This is a genomic window from Raineyella fluvialis, assembly GCF_009646095.1.
GTDB classification, from domain to species: Bacteria; Actinomycetota; Actinomycetes; order Propionibacteriales; family Propionibacteriaceae; genus Raineyella; species Raineyella fluvialis.
This window is the reverse complement of sequence record NZ_CP045725.1, coordinates 1,067,897-1,084,330: the sequence shown is the minus strand read 5'-3', so window position 1 is coordinate 1,084,330 and position 16,434 is coordinate 1,067,897. Positions and strand designations below refer to the sequence as shown.

General features: G+C 71.7%; 14 protein-coding genes and 1 pseudogene. 6 read left to right on the top strand and 9 right to left on the bottom strand.

The features are described from left to right. Positions 1-372: 372 nt before the first annotated feature. The 6 genes from Rai3103_RS04990 to Rai3103_RS17515 all read right to left on the bottom strand — a co-directional run bounded on the left by Rai3103_RS04990 (position 373) and on the right by Rai3103_RS17515 (position 6,594). Complete coding sequence (locus Rai3103_RS04990; protein WP_153571652.1) at positions 373-1,437, bottom strand: DUF4913 domain-containing protein; 1,065 nt, start codon at positions 1,435-1,437, stop codon at positions 373-375. Next, positions 1,434-2,603, bottom strand: coding sequence for a type IV secretory system conjugative DNA transfer family protein (locus Rai3103_RS04985; protein WP_228489292.1), 1,170 nt, complete (start codon positions 2,601-2,603; stop codon positions 1,434-1,436). The genes Rai3103_RS04990 and Rai3103_RS04985 overlap by 4 nt, the downstream gene beginning before the upstream one ends. 70 nt (positions 2,604-2,673) lie before the next feature. After that, complete coding sequence (locus Rai3103_RS18415) at positions 2,674-3,204, bottom strand: winged helix-turn-helix domain-containing protein (RefSeq protein ID WP_277873002.1); 531 nt, start codon at positions 3,202-3,204, stop codon at positions 2,674-2,676. 32 nt (positions 3,205-3,236) lie between these two features. Continuing rightward, a complete protein-coding gene (locus tag Rai3103_RS04980; RefSeq protein ID WP_277873000.1) occupies positions 3,237-3,821 on the bottom strand; it encodes a uroporphyrinogen-III synthase in 585 nt (194 codons plus the stop codon). 62 nt (positions 3,822-3,883) lie between these two features. After that, complete coding sequence (locus tag Rai3103_RS17520; RefSeq protein ID WP_228489182.1) at positions 3,884-4,789, bottom strand: nitrite reductase large subunit NirB family protein; 906 nt, start codon at positions 4,787-4,789, stop codon at positions 3,884-3,886. After that, the gene (locus Rai3103_RS17515; protein WP_228489181.1) at positions 4,786-6,594 is read right to left on the bottom strand and encodes an FAD-dependent oxidoreductase; all 1,809 of its coding nucleotides are present in this window, start codon (positions 6,592-6,594) and stop codon (positions 4,786-4,788) included. Before Rai3103_RS17515 ends, Rai3103_RS17520 begins: the two co-directional genes overlap by 4 nt. Positions 6,595-6,811: 217 nt before the next feature. Here Rai3103_RS17515 and nirD point away from each other — a divergent pair, with 217 nt between their 5' ends. Genes nirD through Rai3103_RS04955 form a run of 5 tightly spaced genes read left to right on the top strand, consistent with a single transcriptional unit; the run spans position 6,812 to position 12,396 of the window. Beyond that, complete coding sequence (gene nirD, locus Rai3103_RS04970; protein WP_153571650.1) at positions 6,812-7,183, top strand: nitrite reductase small subunit NirD; 372 nt, start codon at positions 6,812-6,814, stop codon at positions 7,181-7,183. Between the two features lie 48 nt (positions 7,184-7,231). Beyond that, positions 7,232-8,671, top strand: coding sequence for an MFS transporter (locus tag Rai3103_RS04965; protein WP_153571649.1), 1,440 nt, complete (start codon positions 7,232-7,234; stop codon positions 8,669-8,671). A gap of 11 nt (positions 8,672-8,682) precedes the next feature. Continuing rightward, on the top strand, positions 8,683-10,536 hold the full coding sequence (locus Rai3103_RS04960; protein ID WP_228489180.1) for a molybdopterin oxidoreductase family protein: 1,854 nt from the start codon (positions 8,683-8,685) through the stop codon (positions 10,534-10,536). Next, positions 10,451-10,840: a molybdopterin dinucleotide binding domain-containing protein gene (locus tag Rai3103_RS17510; protein ID WP_228489179.1), complete on the top strand. Its 390-nt coding sequence runs from the start codon at positions 10,451-10,453 to the stop codon at positions 10,838-10,840. Before Rai3103_RS04960 ends, Rai3103_RS17510 begins: the two co-directional genes overlap by 86 nt. Next, positions 10,837-12,396: an FAD-dependent oxidoreductase gene (locus Rai3103_RS04955; RefSeq protein ID WP_153571648.1), complete on the top strand. Its 1,560-nt coding sequence runs from the start codon at positions 10,837-10,839 to the stop codon at positions 12,394-12,396. The genes Rai3103_RS17510 and Rai3103_RS04955 overlap by 4 nt, the downstream gene beginning before the upstream one ends. 122 nt (positions 12,397-12,518) lie before the next feature. Here the strand turns inward: Rai3103_RS04955 and Rai3103_RS04950 are convergent, their stop codons facing one another. From Rai3103_RS04950 to Rai3103_RS04940, 3 genes and pseudogenes are all read right to left on the bottom strand, one after another. Beyond that, positions 12,519-12,899 (bottom strand): cyclophilin-like fold protein, encoded by a 381-nt coding sequence (locus tag Rai3103_RS04950; protein WP_153571647.1) that lies wholly within the window; start codon positions 12,897-12,899, stop codon positions 12,519-12,521. 224 nt (positions 12,900-13,123) lie between these two features. Then, positions 13,124-14,145: pseudogene (locus tag Rai3103_RS04945) on the bottom strand (zinc-dependent alcohol dehydrogenase family protein). A gap of 60 nt (positions 14,146-14,205) precedes the next feature. Then, positions 14,206-15,456 (bottom strand): multidrug effflux MFS transporter, encoded by a 1,251-nt coding sequence (locus tag Rai3103_RS04940; protein WP_228489178.1) that lies wholly within the window; start codon positions 15,454-15,456, stop codon positions 14,206-14,208. Between the two features lie 101 nt (positions 15,457-15,557). On the opposite strand from Rai3103_RS04940, the gene Rai3103_RS04935 reads away from it, so the two are divergent. Further along, positions 15,558-16,433, top strand: coding sequence for a helix-turn-helix domain-containing protein (locus Rai3103_RS04935; protein ID WP_153571645.1), 876 nt, complete (start codon positions 15,558-15,560; stop codon positions 16,431-16,433). Position 16,434: the final 1 nt, after the last annotated feature.

Genomic DNA, 16,434 nt, shown 5'->3' with positions numbered 1-16,434 from the left:
TTCGCCCACACGATCGAGGCAGACACTACCGAGGAGTGGCTCAGCCCAGGTTCGAACGAACCGACAGCCCTGTACGGGACCGTATGGATTCGCTCACACCGAGAGGAATATAGACCGGGTCAGTGCTGCTGCCGGGAGTTCTTGATCGCACCACGAACGTGCAAGAACCCTGGTGAAGTCGCCCCAAGGTCTCGCACGCTAGTGGTCGGACTGGGGGTTAGCCAAGCGGTAGAGCTTCGGGGAGTTCGGTGGTGGCGTCGGGCATCTTCTCGGTGCTCAAACGTTCTTGGAGGGCGCTGGGCTCTTCGGGGGTGCTGGCCTGTTCGGGGGCATCCCCATTGAGTGCCTTGTACAGCTTGTTCTCTTTGTCTTTCAGCTTCGGCGTCTTTCCCACCAACCAGTGCATCCCGAGGGGGCCGCCATGATGACGGTGCCGACCAAAGCCAGGAAGCCGCGGGCGGGGTGGGGCAACGAGAGAAGGAACACACCCACCAAGAACGAGAGGCCCCCAACGGCCAGCAAGATCCCCTCGACCCACCGCCAGATGGCATGTCGCCCCGCGATCCAGTCGTTCCAGACCAGCCGGTGAGCAAGCTTGCGTGCTGCCTCGTCACGGAGGCCCGCCTTCGCAGCGGGCAGCTTGACGCCTGTTCGTCGTTCTATGTCGGTGACCCGCTCGACGGCCTGGTCGAGGTCGTCCCATTCGTTCAGTTGGGCCCTGAGAAGTTGGGCTCGAGTCTTGAAAGCCCACATGAGCGCGTCCCGGCCGACCCCCGACGTGATCAAACCAAGGTCCATCTTGTGTCTCCTTTCAGTTGAAGATGCCGGGGGTGGTGGTTCGGCGGTCCAGGCGGGTAGTTGGTCGTGTTCGCCGGTGAGGGGGTGGCATTTGCGGACGGGTCCGGTGGGGGTGGTGAGTTCGCGCATGAGGGGGTCGGCGTAGGTGAGGAGCCAGGTGGCGATGCCGTGGGGTCCTTCGTAGCGGAGGGCTTCCCAGGTGCGCCAGAGGGCTTCGATGCGGGTGTAGGCCTCGGCGTGGAGCCACCATTTGGTGCACCAGCGGGCTTCGGGTCCGCGTCGCCACATGGGGAGCATGTAGCCGACCAGCCAGTCGGCCGAGTTCGAGTAGAGCATCGGGTGCTCATCGGCGGTGGCCTGTTCGAGGTCGTCGGCGACGGTGGCGCTGTAGGCGGCGTTGTCGGCCTCGATGGCGCCGGTGCGCAGGGCGTCGACCTGGGCTTGTGCCCGGTCCACGACGTCCTGGGCGGTGAGCACGTCGGCCGAGGACCCGTTGGCCACAGCGTCGTCGAGGGCGGCCCGTGCGGCGCGCAGAGCCTCCTCGGCCGCCTGCAGAGGTGACTGCGTCATCTCGTTGGCAGCGGCGTCCTGGCTGGTCGCCTTCTCGCTGGTCGTCTCCTGGCTGGTGGGGTCGCTCATGGTGCCTTCTGGGTGGCGAGGTTGGTGTAGTAGGTCTCGGAGGCCCGTACCTGGTCGGCGTAGTCGCAGGTGCTCCAGTGCCGTAGTTCGACGAGGGCGGCGGGGGCGCCGGAGGAGAGCATGACCGCCCGTCCCCGGGGCAGGGAGGCCAGTTCGCCGGGCTCGAAGATCGACTCACGTTGCAGCCGGGTCGAGGTCGAGCGCCCCGAGTCGAAGATGCCGCCGCCTTTGCCGGAGGTGGAGGTGTCGTGGCGGACGACGTCGTGGTCGCCGATGAGGCGGGAGGTGTTGGTGAGGAAGTCGGCTTGGGCGATGCCGGCGCCGATGACGCGCAGGTTGGCGGCGGACCAGAGTTTTTCCATGCCGTCGCGGCCCCAGGCGGCCACGCCCTGGTTCCAGGACTGCAGGAACGTGGAGATCACGATCCCGCGGGAGCCGAAGTGGGAGTAGAGGTCGGGGAGGTCGGGCCAGCGCACGACGTTGGCGGCCTCGTCCAGGATGACCATCAGCGGGACGGGGAGTCGGCCGCCGGGGGAGTGGGAGGCGTACTGCTCGCCTGCTCTGACGACGGCGACGGTGAGGGCGGCGGCGATGGCGCGGGCGGTGCCGCGTCCTTCCATGGAGACCAGGTAGAGGGTCTGGGTGGAGCGCACGAACGCGTCGGGCCGGAACTCGGGCCGCTCACCTGCCCCGGGGGTGATCCAGGGCAGCAGGTCGGGGTTGGTGAGCCAGGTCAGCATCTTGGCGGCGGTCCCGATGACGCCGTCGCGTTGGCGCTCCGAGAGGGCGATGATGGCGAACAGGGTGGTCGCGGGGCCGGTGTGTCCGGCCATGCGGAGGATGAGGGCGGGGGTTTCGTCGTCGGGGTTCGACGCCCACCGGTAGAGGGTGGTGATGGGTTCGTTACCGGTGGCGGCGGCCAGGAGCAGGCAGGCGAGGTAGTTCGAAGCGGCGGTGTCGAAGTAGGCGTCGGTTCTGGCATCGGCGTCCTTGCTGGAGGCGGCGAACAGGGCGGCCATTTCCTCGGCCTGGGCGATGCCGGTGACGTAGGACAGGGGGTTCCACCACCAGGTGGCGGGTTCGCCGATGATGTTCTGGGGGTCGAACACCCACACCGCCCCGTTTGTCCGCAGACGCAACCCTCTTAGGCGCGATGTGCTCGGCATCACACCGCTGACCGTTGCAGAGTCTTGGCCGTGGTGCTCGAGCCGACGATCCTTACCGGGTGGCGGAAGCTCAGCCCAGACCCGCCGGATCCACCACCAGCAGATGGCCCCGCCGTGGAATCGTCCGGACCACGCGCCCGTCGGGCAGGGCGGCGCGCAGTCGATTGACCGCCACGTCGAGGGCGTGCGGGGTGGTGCCGGGGGACAGCTCGGCCAACAGGTCTTCTCGGCTCACCACATGACCGGGTGTCGCCGCCAGGCGACGCAGGATCCGCATCGATCCCGGGGACAGGTCGACGGGCTCACCGTCCACGATCACCGCATGGCCGCGCAACTCCAAGGGGCCGGCGCCGGTGGCGACGATCCGGCAGCGGGCAGTGGTGAGGAAGTCCGTGACCTCCTTGATCATCGCGCCCATCCGGTGCCGGTCGGGGTACTGCACCGGCACGCCGAGCTCCTCCAGCGGTCCCGCGGTGACCGGCCCCACCGCCGCCGCGACGACCTCGCCGGAGCGCAGTGACTCGAGCAGCCCGTCCAGCGCGCCGATGTCGCGGGCCCGATCGAGCAGGGCATCCACGGCCGGTGCGCTGGTGAACGTCACGACGTCCAGTGCGCCGCGGGCCACGGTCTCGATCAGCTGGTCCAGGGGGCGAGGTCCTCCCCGGACAACCACCGGTACGGTTCCACGGCCAGGACGGTGGCCCCGGCCTCCCGCAGCCGCTCGAGCTGGTGGTGGTCGGTGTACCCGTGCAGTTGCACGACGATCGTCTTCCCCGCCACCCCCTCCGCCAGCGCCAGGTCGACCAGTTCGGCGGTCAGTTCGCCGTCCGGCGCCCCGGCGTCGTCGAGTCCGAGGGCCCGGACCTGCCCACGGGCCTTCGTCCCGCGGATCATCAGCCGGGACCGGCCCAGCACCTCGACGAGGTCGTCCATCAGCCCCGCGGCGTCGGCTGCCTCGGCCCACCGGCGCATGCCGTACGCGGTCGACACGATGGTGATGTCAGGTGGGGTGGCCAGGACCTGGCGGGTGTCGGCCAGCAGCGCGGTGTCCTCGGCCACCGGGCCGATCCGCAGCACGGGAACGTGCAGCACGACCGCCCCGCGTCGTTCGAAGGCCGCGATCAGGTCCTCGGCGCGCCGGTGCGCGGTCACCCCGATCCGGAACCCGAGCAGCGGCAGCGCGTCAGGCCCGGAGCCGCGGGTCTCGGCCTGGCTCATCGGTCGGTCCCCTCTCCCGGAAGTGGCACTGATCGCAGCGTACGGATCCCGGCGGAGGCCCATCAAGCCGTGCCGCCATCGCGTCCCGTCTGCGACCCGACCGGCAGGTGCGACCCGACCGGAAGCAGCGGCCCGGCCAGCAGCACCGGTTCGCGCGCCGGCGCCTCGTACGCCTCGACGCCCTCGGCCAGCACACCGGCGCGTTCGGCCGCGGTGGCCGGGCGGCGCTGACCCCGTTCCACCACGTACGCCGGGCCGTCGTCGGGGGTGAGCGGCGCATTGACGAAGGACCGGAACCGGCGCAGCCGCTCCGGATCGTTGAGCGTCGCCGCCCATTCGTCCTGGTAGTGCTCCACGTGCCGGGCCATCGCCGCCTCGAGGTCGGCGCCGATACCCAGCGAGTCCTCCACCACGACCTCGCGCAGGTGGTCGAGCCCACCGTCGAGCTCCTCGATCCACCGAGCCGTACGCTGCAGCCGGTCGGCCGTGCGGATGTAGTACATCAGGAACCGGTCGATGCACCTGATCAGCATCTCGTCGCTCAGGTCCTGGGCGAGCAACTGGGCGTGGCGCGGGGTCATCCCGCCGTTGCCGCCGACCCACAGGTTCCAGCCCTTGTCGGTCGCGATCACGCCGACGTCCTTGCTCTGGGCCTCGGCGCACTCCCGGGCGCAGCCGGAGACGGCCATCTTCAGCTTGTGCGGCGAGCGCAGGCCGCGGTAGCGCAGTTCGAGGTCGATCGCCATGGCGACCGAGTCCTGCACGCCGTAGCGGCACCAACTGCTGCCGACGCACGACTTCACCGTCCGCAGCGACTTGCCGTACGCCTGCCCGGACTCGAACCCCGCGTCGACGAGCCGCTTCCAGATGTCCGGCAGCTGCTCCAGCCGGGCGCCGAACATGTCGATCCGCTGCGCGCCGGTGATCTTCGTGTAGAGGCCGTAGTCCTGGGCGACCTGTGCGATCACCGCGAGGCCCTCGGGGTGATCTCGCCGGCCGGGATCCGCGGCACGACCGAGTAGGTGCCGTCCTTCTGCATGTTCGCCAGCGCCCGGTCGTTGGTGTCCTGCAGCCCGGCCCGGCCGGCGTCCAGGACGTACTCGTCGTACTGGGTGGCCAGGATCGACGCGACTGTCGGCTTGCAGACGTCGCAGCCCAGCCCGGTGCCGAACCGATCGAGGATCTCCTCGAACGAGCGCAGCTGCAGCGCCCGCACGGCCTCGAACAGCGCCGCCCGGGGCATCGGGAAGTGTTCGCACAGCGCGGTCGACACCTCCAGGCCCTGCGCGGCCATCTCCGCGTCGAGGGTCTTCTTCAGCAACGGGACGCAGGAGCCGCAGGTCGTCCCGGCCCTGGTGCAGGCCTTGAGCGAGGGCACGTCGTGGCACGGGTCGCCCAGCTCACCGCGCACCGCGGCCCGGACCGTGCCCGCCGCCACGCCGTTGCACGAGCACAGCATCGCGTCGTCGGGGAGGTCCGTGTCGGGCACCCCCTCCCCGCCGGCGGCGAGGTAGGCGGCGGGCTCGGCCGGGAGCTTCCGTCCGACCAGGGGACGCAGCGCCGCGTACGCCGAGGCGTCGCCGACGAGCACTCCGCCGAGCAGCGTGCCGGCGTCGTCGGAGACCACCAGCTTCTGGTAGAGGCCCCGGGCGGGGTCGGCGTACACCACCTCCAGCGCGCCGGGCGTGGTGGCGAACGCGTCGCCGAACGACGCGACGTCGACACCGGAGAGCTTGAGCTTGGTCGAGGTGTCGAAGCCCTCGAAGGTCGCCGCGCCACCGGTGATCCGATCCGCGACGACGTCGGCCATCGCGGTGGCCGGGGCGACCAGGCCGACGCAACGGCCCTCGAAGCAGGCCACCTCGCCGATGGCCCAGACGTGCGGCGTCGAGGTCGCGCAGGCCGCATCGATGATGATGCCGCCGCGCGGCCCGATCTCCAGGCCCGCCTCGCGTCCCAGTTCGTCGCGGGGACGTACGCCGATGGCGGCCACCACCAGGTCGGCCGGCAGCAGGTCCTCGCCCTCCAGCCCGATGCCGACCACGCGACCGTCGACGACCTCGACGTGCGTGGTCGTGACACCCGCCCGCACGGCGATCCCGGTCGGGGTGACCAGTCGGGAGAGCGCCTCGCCGCCGCCGAGGTCGAGCTGGGTGGCCATCAGCCGGTCGGCCCGTTCCAGCACGACCGACTCGCAGCCGAGGTGCTTCATGCCGGCGGCCGCCTCCAGGCCGAGCAGGCCGCCACCGATGACGACGGCCCGCGGCGCCCGGCCGAGTTCCTCGCGCAGGCGTTCGGCCTCGCCCGTCAGCGTGGCGATGTCGGCCAGCGTTCGGTAGACGTGCAGGGCCTCCGCGCCCGGCATCGGCGGACGGAAGGCGTACGACCCGGTGGCCAGCACCAGTTCGTCGTACGCCACCTCCTGCAGGGTCGTCGTGACAAGCCGCCGTTCGGGGTCGATCGCCAGCACCCGCTCGCCCGTGAGTAGGTCGACGTCGGGGCGTTCCCACAGGCCGGGATCGCCGAGGGTGAGGTCGGTGTCGGGGGCGGACAGGGCGGTGGAGAGGGCGACCCGGTCGTACGGCAGGGCCGGCTCCTCGCTGATCACGGTGACGTGCACCGGGGAGCCGACCGTACGACCCGCGTCGACGGCCTCGGCCAGCGAGCGCGCGACACGGTGGGCCGCGGGACCTCCGCCGACGACGACGAGGTGGCGGCTGCCTGCGGGGCGTCCGACCATCGGACCGGTGGGGTGCGGGCTCGTGGGGGTCATGGGTCCTCCTGGGGTTATCGGGCCTGACTCCACGCTAGGAAGCGGCCGTCACATCGCGGTTCCGCTGTCGTCACCGCTCCGTGACATCGAGTTCACGGCATCGGCCGCACGGCGAGAGAGGCCTGTAACGCCGCGTTCACCGGCGGCGACGGAGCGCGTAACAGCCCGTCCTTAGCGTCGAAAGCACTCCGCAACCCCCAGATCACCGGGAGCCGTCATGACCCAGACCCTCATCCCCGACACCGCGGACGCCGTCGACTGGCGCCGGATCTGCCGCGTCGCCGATCTCGAACCGGGCTTCGGCGAGGCCGCCCTCGTCGACGGACGCCAGGTCGCCCTCTTCCTCCTCGAGGACGGGGTGCACGCCGTGGGCCACGTCGACCCCGCCACCGGGGCCGGCGTCATCGCCCGCGGCATCACCGGCTCGACCCGCGTCGACGGCGCCGATCGGCCGACCGTCGCCTCCCCCCTGCACAAGCAGGTCTACGACCTCACCACCGGCCGCTGCGTCGGGGACCCCGCCCTGGCCCTGCCGGTCCACCCGACCCGCCTGGTCGACGGCTGGGTCGAAGTGTCCCTCGCCGCCTGACCATCCCCAGCCAGTCACGAAACCCCGCGACGTACGGAAGGCCTCCCCATGAGCATCGTCGACGAGACCCCCCAGCCGGCCACCCCCGGGGTGACCGACCAGCACGCGCCCCCCGCCACCTCCGCGCCCCCCGGGCACCACCCCGCCGCGCTGTCCGTACGATCCGGCCGCTGGATCGACGGGTACGACCCCGAGGACCACGTCCAGTGGGAGGGCGAGGGGCGCAGGATCGCGGCCCGCAACCTGCGCTGGTCCATCGCCTGTGAGTTCCTCGGCTTCATCGTCTGGCAGCTCTGGTCGATCACCGTGGTGAAGATGCCCGGCGCGGGCTTCCACCTCACCGACAGCCAGTTGTTCTGGCTGATCTCCATGCCGTCCTTGGTCGGTGCCACGCTGCGTGTCCCGTACACCTTCATGGTCCCCCGCTTCGGCGGCCGCAACTGGACGGTGGTGTCCGCCCTGCTCCTGCTCATCCCGACGATCGGTATGGGTGCGGTGCTGTCGCGGCCCGAGACGCCGTTCTGGGGGCTGCTGCTCGTCGCCGCCACGGCCGGCTTCGGCGGTGGGAACTTCGCCTCGTCGATGGCCAACATCAGTTGGTTCTTCCCGGCCGAACGGAAGGGCTGGGCGCTCGGGCTCAACGCCGCCGGCGGCAACCTCGGCGCGGCCGTCGCGCAGTTGGTCGTCCCCTTGGTGATCAGCATCGGCGCCGCCGGCACGCTGCGCCTGCCGCTGGCCGGATGGATCTGGGTCCCGCTGATCCTGCTGGCCGCCGCTGCCGCGATGCGCTGGATGGACAACCTGTCCCACGCCCGCGGCGACCTGGCCGGCTCGCTCGCCGCGATCCGCGAACCCCACTTCTGGCTGCTGTCGCTGCTCTACATCGGCACCTTCGGGTCGTTCATCGGCTTCTCCGGGGTGTTCCCCAAGCTCATCGCCGACCTGTTCCCCACCTACTCGACCGTCGCGGTCGGCACCGTGGCCGTGTCGCTGTCCTTCCTCGGCCCGCTGGTCGGCTCCCTGTCCCGACCGTACGGTGGCAAGCTGGCCGACCGGCTCGGCGGCGCGCGCATCACCGTGCTCGCCTTCGCCGCGATGGCGGGCCTCGCCACCGCCTTGGCGGTCACCCCGCGCAGCGCCGGTTTCCTGCCCTTCCTGCTGCTGTTCCTGGCCCTGTTCATCGCGGCGGGGATCGGCAACGGGTCGACCTATCGGATGATCCCCGCCGTCTACCGCGCCCGTGGTGAGCGGCGGACCGCCGGCGGCACCGTGTCGGTGGAACGCATGTCCTCGGCCGCGCTGGGGCTGATCGCGGCCGTCGGGGCGTACGGGGGCTTCCTCATCCCGCAGGCCCTCGCGGCCTCCCGCCGGGCGACCGGTGCCTACACCGACGCCTTCGACGGGTTCATCGCCTTCTACCTGCTGGCGGTGCTGCTGACCGTCGTCGTCTACCTGCGGTCGGGCGCCATGGCGCGGGCCAAGGTCTGACGGGGCACCCCATGGAGCGCGCCACGACCCGGACCTCGACCCACTGTCCTTACTGTGCGCTGCAGTGCGCGATGAGCCTCGTCGGTGCGGACACCGCGGCGACGGCCCCCACAGGGACGCCGATGCTGACCGTGGTACCGCGTGAGTTCCCCACCAACCGCGGCGGCCTGTGTCGCAAGGGCTGGACCGCCGCGGAACTCCTCGACCACCCCGACCGGCTCACCACGCCGCTGGCACGGCGGGCCGACGGAAGCTTCGAGCCGGTCAGCTGGGACGAGGCGTACGACCGGTGGGTGGCCGCGATCCGGCGAGCGCAGGCGACGTACGGTCCGGATGCCGTCGGCGTGTTCGGCGGCGCCTCCCTGACCAACGAGAAGGCCTACCAACTCGGCAAGTTCGTCCGGATCGCGCTGGGGTCGTCGCGGATCGACTACAACGGCAGGTTCTGCATGTCGTCCGCGGCGGCGGCCGGCAACCGCTCCTTCGGCCTGGATCGCGGCCTGCCGTTCCCGGTCACCGACCTCGACGACGCCCACACCGTGCTGCTGATCGGCTCCAACCCGGCCGACACGATGCCGCCCTTCGTCCAGCACCTCGCCGCGGCCCGCGCCGCCGGGGGCCTGCTGGTGATCGATCCTCGCCGCTCGGCGACCGCCGCGCTGACCGGCGACGGGGGCGGGGTGCACCTGCAGCCCACGCCGGGCACCGACCTCGTCCTGCTGCTGGCCCTGGCGCACGTCGTGGTGGCCGAGGACCTGGTCGACCACGCCTACCTCGCGGAGCGTACGGTCGGGCTCGATCGGCTCCGCCCGACACTGAACGCCTGGTGGCCGGAGCGGGCCGAGACCGTCACCGGCGTCCCCGCCCACCGGATCCGCGAGGTCGCCCGCCGGCTCGCCGCCCGGCCCCGCGGGACGTACGTCCTCACCGGCCGCGGCGTCGAACAACACGCCGACGGCACCGACACCGCCACCGCCGCGATCAACCTCGCCCTGCTGCTCGGGCTACCCGGCGGAGAGGGCTCCGGCTACGGCACCCTCACCGGTCAGGGCAACGGACAGGGCGCCCGCGAACACGGCCAGAAGGCCGACCAGTTGCCCGGCTACCGCTCGATCACCGACCCGGCGCACCGCGCCGCGGTGGCGGCGGTGTGGGGTGTCGACCCCGCGTCCCTCCCCGGCCCCGGCCTCCCTGCGGTCGAGTTGCTCGCGGGGTTGGGCCGCGAGGGCGGCGTCCGCTGCCTGTGGGTGAACGGCGCCAATGTGGTCGTCAGCGCCCCCGACGCCGGTGGCGTCGCGCAGGCCCTCGACCGGCTCGACTTTCTTGTCGTCGCCGACTTCTTCCTCTCCGAGACCGCCAGGCACGCCGACCTGGTGCTGCCGGTGCCGCAGTGGGCCGAGGAGGAGGGGACGATGACCAACCTCGAGGGCCGCGTGCTGCGGCGCCGCCGGGCGGTCGACCCTCCCCCCGGCGTCCGCGGGGAACTGCGGATCATCACCGACCTCGCCGCACGACTCGGCGCCCCGGGCACGTGGTCGACCGACCCGGCGGAGGTGTTCGACGAGCTCGCCCGAGCCTCGGCGGGGGCCGGGCGGACTACTCCGGGCTCTCCCACGCCCTGCTCGACGCGGAGGACGCGGCCCACCACTGGCCCGCCCCGGGCAGCCGGCCCGACGGCACTCCCCGCGTCTTCCGTGACCGCTTCGGTCACCCCGACGGCCGGGCGCGCCTCGTCCCTGTCCGTCCCGCCAGATCGCCGGGGCGCAGCGCCGCCCCCTGGTGCTGACGACCGGCCGCACGCTGGAGCATTACCAGTCCGGCAACCAGACTCGCCGGGTCGCGTCGTTGGCCGCGGCCGTCCCTGAGCCCCGACTGGAGATCCACCCGGACACCGCCCAGCGCTGGGGCATCGCCGACGGAGACCTCACCGAGGTGCGGTCCACCACCGGGTGCGCCCTCGCCCGCGCCGTCCTGTCCACCACCATCCGCCCCGACACCGTCTTCGTCCCGTTCCACTTCGCCGGCCCCCTCGCCGTCAACAGGGTCGTCGAATCGCGCACCGACCCCGTCTCCGGGATGCCCGACTTCAAGGCCACCCCGGTGTCCGTACGGGTCGCTGCGGCCGAGCGTCCCGGACGGGTCCCGTCGTCCCGGAAGGACCCCCGATGATCCAGAAGTACGAACCCCGCCGCGGCGACCACCTGCTGGTGATCGGCTTCGGCCCGGTCGCCGTTCGCCTGGTCGACGAACTGCTGCCCGCCGTCGCCAGCGGCGACCTGCGCCTGACCGTGGTCGGCGCCGAGAGCCGTGTGGGCTACAACCGGGTGCTCGTCGGCGAGTACGGCGTCGGCCGCCTCGACGAGGACGGACTGGCCCTTCTCGACCTCGAGGACTGGACCTCCCGCGGCGTCGAGGTGCTCACGGGCACCGAGGTGACCTGGCTGGACCGCTCCGCCCGGCAGGCGCACGTCGTCGACACCGTCACCCGGACCCCGGCGACGCTCGACTACGACCTCGTCGTGCTGGCCGTCGGTGCCCGGCCCAACCTCCCGGTGCTCCGCGGCATCAACCCCGATCCCGGTGCCGCCGCGCTGTTGCCGCCCGGGGTGACCGTCCTGCGGACCCCCGAGGACGCCGCCGACCTGCGCGAGGCCGTCGCGCGTCGCGGCCGGGTCGTCGTGCTCGGCGGCGGGGTGCTCGGGGTGGAGGTGGCCCTGGCCGCGCATGAGGAGGGCTGCCCCGTCACCGTCGTGCACCACCGGCCGTGGCTGCTCACCCGCTCGACCGACGCCATCGCCGGCGCGATGCTCAACGGCGTGCTGGCCCGCCACGGGGTCGAGGTGGTCACCGACGCGGTGGCCAAGGAGGTGCTCCGCGACGCGACCGGCGCCTTCCGTGCGCTGCGGCTCGCCGACGGTCGTACGGTCGAAGGCGACGTCCTCGTGCTGTCCTGTGGCGTCACGCCGAGGACCCGGATCGCCGAGGGGGCGGGGCTGCGGGTGGCCCGCGGCATCGTCGTCGACCACGAACTGGAGGCCGATCCCGAGGCACGGGTCTTCGCCCTCGGCGACTGTGCCGAGGTGCTCTGCGACGACCCCTCCTGCCCGGTCTGCCCGGCGCGCGTGGGCCGAGGGCCGATGGGCCTGGTGGGCCCCGGCTGGCGCCAGGCCGAGTGGCTCGCCCGCCGCCTCCTCGCGGCGCTCCGGAACGACCCGGGTCCACTCGAACCGCTGGTCGAGGAGGACGTCGACAGCATCCGGCTGAAGGCCCGCCGGCTCGACTTCGGCGCGGGCGGTCTGCTGGCCGGCGAACCCTGGCAGCCGCAGCCGGCCGGCCAGGGCGTCGCCCTGTGGGTCGACGGGGCCCGCGGGAAGCTGGTGAAGTCGGTCGTGCGCGACGGCGTCGTGGTGGGCTGGATCAGCCTCGGGATGCCTCGAGCTGGCGCCGAACTCGCCCTGCTGCACGCCTCCGGCCGGCCTGCCCCGGTCGACCTGTCGGTGCTGCTGCGCCTGGACGGTGCCGACGGCGGGGAGGAGGAGCTCACGCCCGCCTCGACGGTCTGCCGCTGCGCGGGGGTGGCGGCCGGCACGATCAGCGAGGCGATCAGCGGCGGCTGCTCCACTGTCGAGGAGGTCCGTACGACGACCCGGGCCGGGTCAGGCTGTGGGGGGTGCCGGGGATCGGTGGAGAAGCTGCTGCGGGAGTTGGTGCCGCAGGCCGGTTGAGCCCGGGGTCCCAGCTCCTTGCCGAAGGAACCTGCGCGACCGGCGATCCAGGTCCGGGCGGTCTCGGCCACCCGGGAGCCGAGGCTGGCCCCCCACGTGGCCGAGCGCCGTGTGCTCAGCCCTCACTGCATCAGTTCGACGGTGGCGGTGACGTCGCCGTCGTGGTGCGCGAGCGCGGCAAGGTCGCTCTCGAAGCTCCCGAGAATGGCAATGCCGTTCCAGAACCCGACGTCGCCGTAGTAGAACACCAGGTCACGCGAGGGGGCGTAGTAGCCGATGTCCTGCGGCGACGGGTCGGCGCCTGCCGGCATGCCGGCCATCGGCAGGGGCCTGTGGAGTGGGGAGATCAGTTCCGCTGCGTTGAAATGCCGGAAGGTCAGGGTGACGGGGAGCTGTTCGACCAGCGCCCGCGCCGCGGGGTTGTCGTCCAGACGCCCGAGCAGCACCACGCCCTCTGCGCGCACCCGGATTCGGGTTGTCCGGCCGTGCTCGGTGGGCGCCATGCTCGCTTCCTCCTGGCTCGCTTGGGCGGATGGGGAGGTCGCGACCGGGGAGACCGATACGGCAGGGGAGACCGATGCGGCCGTTCCCCGCGCCCCACCGGCGCATCCTGCCGGCAGCAGGGCAGCTGCCAGCAGGACCACCGTGAGTCCACGTCGATGCACCGCGTTTCGCAGGTGCCCCGTACCCCCAGCCGGACGCTGACCTCGGCTCAGGACCCGCGACATCAGAACCGCAGGAGCGCCTTGATGGCGCGACGTTCGTCCATTGCGGCGTACGCTTCGGCCGCTCGGTCGAAGGGCAGCTCGAGGTCGAAGACACGGCCGGGGTCGATCCGGCGCGTCATGATCCGATCGATCAGGTCCGGCAGGTAAGCGCGGACGGGCGCCGGGCCCCGTGCAGGTGGACGTGGCTGAAGAACAGCTCCAGTCCCGGCAGAGTGACGTCGTGGGAGACGCCGACGTAGCCGACATGACCGCCGCGCCGGGTGGACCGGATCGCCTGCATCATCGACTCCTGGGTGCCGACCGCCTCGAGCGCGCTGTGCACGCCGAGCCCGCCGGTCATCTCCTTGATCCTGGCCACGCCCTCGTCCCCACGCTCAGTGACGATGTCGGTGGCGCCGAACTCGAGGGCCAGCTTCTGCCGGTCGGCGTGGCGGCTCATCGCGATGATCCGCTCGGCGCCGAGCTGCTGAGCGGCCATGACCGCGAGGAGGCCGACGGCTCCGTCCCCGATCACGGCGACGGTCTTGCCCGGGCCGACCTCGGCTGCCTTGGCGGCGAACCAGCCGGTGCCCAGGACGTCGGATGCCGCCAGCAGGCTGGGGATGAGATCGGGCTCGGGCTGGCCAGGGGTGGCGACCAGGGTGCCGTCGGCCAGCGGGACGCGGACGTACTCGGCCTGGCAGTTCTCACCGCCCATACCGCGCCGGTCGACGCAGCCGCTGGGATAGCCCGACCGGCAGATCTCGCAGGTGCCGTCGGAGGCGAAGAACGAGCCGACGACGAAGTCGCCCACCTGCACGTTGCGTACGCTCGGGCCGACCTCGACGACCGTGCCGCAGTACTCGTGGCCGACCGTGATCGGGTCCGTGATGGGGTCGATGCCTCGGTAGGCCCACAGGTCCGAGCCGCACACGCAGGCGGCAGCGAGCTTGATGATCGCATCGCCATCCTCGCGGATCGTGGGCATCGGCACGTCCTCGACGCGCACGTCATGGCTTCCGTACAACTTCACTGCACGCATGGGTGGTTGCCTTTCGTTGGGGTGTGAGTCATTGGGTCTTCTCTGCTGGGTCTCGGTCTTTCAGGTGTTCAGTCGTGGGGTGCGCCGCACGGTCAGGGCCATCGCGGTGAGGGACCCGGTGGTCAGCACGATGATGATCACCGCCATGGGGACGGCCGTACGGTCGCCGCCGAGGCCGGCCAGCGGGGCGATGACCCCCGCCATGCACCACTGCAGGAAGCCCAGCACCGCCGAGCCGGTGCCGGGATGGTCGGGCACCTCGAGGGACGCCAGTGCGCCGGCGTTCGCGCCGACCAGTCCCTGGGCGCTCATCAACGTGAAGAATCCGATCAGTGCGACCCACAGCGGCATCCCCCATGAGATCGCGGCGGCCAGCAGCACCAGTCCGACGACGCCGGTGAGGGCCAATCCCACCCCGATCACCGACCGGGTGCGGACACGTCCGGCCAGCCGTCCCGCCAGCAGGGTGGCCACGGCGAGCCCGACGGCATTGGCCGCAAAGGCGACCGAGTAGAGCATCGGGGACAAGCCGTTCATCGACTGCAGGATGAAGGCCGAGGTCGCCACGTACGCGAAGGTCACGCCCATCGAGAACGCGACCACCACCGCGTACGCCACGAACCTCCGCTGGCCCAGCACGTCGCGGGCGGCGTGGGCCAGCTCCCGCATTTCCCCGCTGTGCCGACGATCGGGCGGGAGGGTCTCCGGAACGACGAGCGTCACCGCAGCTGCCATCGTCGCCGCCAATCCTGCGACGACAAGGAACGATGCGCGCCACGACGCCAGCTGGAGGATCACTCCACCCAGCAGCGGGCCGACGATCGGGGCGATCCCGCCGACGCCCGCGATCAGGTTGATGGCCCGCACCAGCGCGTCACCGTGCGCCAGGTCCACCACCATCGCCCTCGCCATCACCATGGCCCAGCCGCCGCTGAGCCCCTGCAGGAACCGCAACGCCATCAAGGCGGTGACGGACGGCACGACCGCGCAGGCCAGCGATGTCAGCACCAGGACCACCAGCGACCCGAGAAGCGGGCGGCGCCGTCCCCGTTGATCGGAGACAGGGCCGCCGACAAGCTGACCCAGCGCCATGCCGAGGAAGAACGTCGTCAGGGTGAGCTGTACCTGGGTGGCGGTGGCGCCCAGGTCGGCGGCCACGCGGGGGAAGCCCGGCACGTACAGGTCGGTGGCCAGCGGTGCGATCCCCCCGATCAGCACGACGGCCGCCTGCATCCCACCGGTCAGCCGTGCCCCGCGGCCGACGTCGGCCTCCTCCGCTGCATCGTCCCGGGCTATCTCGCGTACGCTCACGCCACCACTCTGGCCGCCGTCGGATGCGTGCGGGAGTCCCTGCGAAGGGGTGTACCAGCAGGACATCCCTACGGCGCTGCCTTCGCCCGTACCGTGGGGGCATGGACAATTCGGCCGAGGTGCGCGAGTTCCTGACGTCGCGTCGGGCGAAGGTGACGCCCCGTGACGTGGGGCTCCCGGAGGCAGGGCGTCGCCGCGTGCCCGGGTTGCGCCGCAGCGAGGTGGCAGCGCTGGCAGGGATGAGCGTCGAGTACTACGCCCGGATTGAACGCGGCGGGCTGGGCGGGGTGAGCCCGTCCGTCCTGCAGTCGATCGCCCAGGCGCTGCGGCTCGACGACGCGGAGCGGGCGCACCTGCTGTTGCTGGCGGAGGCGGCGGAAGGGACCAGCGCCCTGCTGCGTCCGCGTCGTTCGACGGCCCGACCGTGGACCCCGCCGCCGAGCCTGCAGTGGGTGTTGGACACGATCACGGGTGGTCCGGCCATCGTCCGCAACGCTCGGATGGACCTGCTGGCGACGAACCCGTTGGGCAGGGCGATGCACTCCCCGTTGTACGAGCGCACGAGCGCCGGCGTGCCGAACTTCGCCCGCTTCACCTTCCTCGACCGGGAAGCGTCCGACTTCTATCCGGACTGGGAGACGGCCGCGGACATCAGCGTTTCGATCCTGCGTACCGAGGCCGGACGGGCCCCGCACGACCGGCAGTTGCAGGACCTGGTGGGGGAGCTGTCCACCCTGAGCGAACCCTTCCGGCAGCGCTGGAGCAGCCATGACGTACGGCTCCACGGGGCGGGGACGAAGATGTTCCGCCACCCGGTGGTGGGTGATCTCGAGCTGGCCTACGAGAGCGTCGACATGCTGTCCGAGCCCGGGCTCACCTTGACGATCTACGCGGCCGAGCCCGGTTCGAGGACGGAGGACGCGCTGCGACTGCTCGCCTCGTGGGCCGCCACCGCCGTGGTGGAGGCCGGCCATTGAC

Bases quoted from the DNA above. Each gene is read 5' to 3' on its own strand.
- Rai3103_RS04985 (WP_228489292.1), bottom strand. From the start codon at position 2,603: ATGCCGAGCACATCGCGCCTAAGAGGGTTGCGTCTGCGGACAAACGGG.
- nirD (WP_153571650.1), top strand. From the start codon at position 6,812: ATGACCCAGACCCTCATCCCCGACACCGCGGACGCCGTCGACTGGCGC.
- Rai3103_RS17515 (WP_228489181.1), bottom strand. From the start codon at position 6,594: ATGACCCCCACGAGCCCGCACCCCACCGGTCCGATGGTCGGACGCCCC.
- Rai3103_RS04960 (WP_228489180.1), top strand. From the start codon at position 8,683: ATGGAGCGCGCCACGACCCGGACCTCGACCCACTGTCCTTACTGTGCG.
- Rai3103_RS04990 (WP_153571652.1), bottom strand. From the start codon at position 1,437: ATGAGCGACCCCACCAGCCAGGAGACGACCAGCGAGAAGGCGACCAGC.
- Rai3103_RS04980 (WP_277873000.1), bottom strand. From the start codon at position 3,821: ATGAGCCAGGCCGAGACCCGCGGCTCCGGGCCTGACGCGCTGCCGCTG.
- Rai3103_RS04935 (WP_153571645.1), top strand. From the start codon at position 15,558: ATGGACAATTCGGCCGAGGTGCGCGAGTTCCTGACGTCGCGTCGGGCG.
- Rai3103_RS04965 (WP_153571649.1), top strand. From the start codon at position 7,232: ATGAGCATCGTCGACGAGACCCCCCAGCCGGCCACCCCCGGGGTGACC.
- Rai3103_RS04950 (WP_153571647.1), bottom strand. From the start codon at position 12,899: ATGGCGCCCACCGAGCACGGCCGGACAACCCGAATCCGGGTGCGCGCA.
- Rai3103_RS04955 (WP_153571648.1), top strand. From the start codon at position 10,837: ATGATCCAGAAGTACGAACCCCGCCGCGGCGACCACCTGCTGGTGATC.